At 76.4% G+C, this 1,193-nt stretch carries 1 protein-coding gene and 1 pseudogene; one reads left to right on the forward strand and one right to left on the reverse strand.

Annotated features, from left to right (window positions below):
* Window positions 1-895 (forward strand): GlxA family transcriptional regulator (locus AB8Z36_RS41730; RefSeq protein ID WP_369218526.1); only part of this gene is annotated, 895 nt, incomplete at its 5' end.
* 93 nt (window positions 896-988) lie between these two features.
* Here AB8Z36_RS41730 and AB8Z36_RS41735 read toward each other — a convergent pair.
* A pseudogene (locus AB8Z36_RS41735) lies at window positions 989-1,193 on the reverse strand (hypothetical protein); the annotation flags it as partial.

Genomic DNA, 1,193 nt, shown 5'->3' on the forward strand with positions numbered 1-1,193 from the left:
GCCTGAGGGGGACCTCCTCTACTCCGTCCGCACCTGCGCGCCCCGCCCCGGCATGATACGTACGGACGCGGACTTCCCGGTCTACGCCGAGCACGGCCTGGACGCGGTCGTGGCGGCGGACACGGTGATCGTCCCGGCGTCGCACGAGAGCGACGAGGCGCTGGAGCCGGGCGGCCTCGACGAGGAAGTGGCACGCGCCCTCCGGGCCCCGGGCCGGGTGGCGTCGATCTGCACCGGCTCCTTCGTCCTGGCGGCGGCGGGCCTCCTGGACGGCCGCCGGGCGACGACGCACTGGATGTCGGCGGACCGCTTCGCGCGGGCGTTCCCCGGGGTGACGGTGGACGCGGACGTCCTGTACGTGGACGAGGGCGAGGTGCTGACCTCGGCGGGGGAGGCGGCGGGCATCGACCTCTGTCTGCACATGATCCGCGCCGACCACGGGGCGGCGGTGGCGGCCGAGGTGGCCCGCCGCACGGTGGTGCCCCCGCACCGGGAGGGCGGCCAGGCCCAGTACATCCGCCGCCCGCTGCCGGAACCGGGCCTGACCTCGACGGGCAGGGCCCGTACGTACGCCCTGAACCGCCTGGCGGACCCGCTGACCCTGGCGGAGCTCGCGGCGGTGGAGTCGATGAGCGTACGGACGTTCAGCCGCCGCTTCCGCGAGGAGACGGGCCTGACGCCGATGCAGTGGCTGACGCAGCGCCGGGTGGACCGGGCGAGGCAGCTCCTGGAGACGACGGACCACACGGTGGACCGCGTCGCCGCGGAGTCCGGCTTCGGCACGGGGGCGTCGCTGCGACAGCACTTCGCGCTGGGGGTGGGGGTGTCACCGGGCACCTACCGGGCGACGTTCCGCGGGACGGGTGCGGGTTCTGACGTGGGCGTCGGCCGCTGAGCCCCTGAGCCCCGGCGGTTGGGATCAGCCGCGGTGACCCTGTCCCCCGGCGGTCGCGTTCAGCGGCGGTGACCCTGTCCCCGGCGGTCGCGTTCAGCGGCGGTGACCCTGTCCCCGGCGGTCGGCGAGGGCCCAGGAGGCGAGGCCGACGGCACCGGCGACGCCGAGGACGGCGGGCCAGGCGCCGACCTTCTTGGCGAGGGGGTGGGACCCGCCGAACCCGGCGAGGTACGCGGCGCTGAGCGCGGCGGCGGTCCCGGTCCCGGCGCTCTCCCGCCACTGCCGGGCGGCGACGACC

The sequence above is a fragment of the Streptomyces flavofungini genome, from assembly GCF_041028215.1.
Taxonomy (GTDB): domain Bacteria; phylum Actinomycetota; class Actinomycetes; order Streptomycetales; family Streptomycetaceae; genus Streptomyces; species Streptomyces flavofungini_B.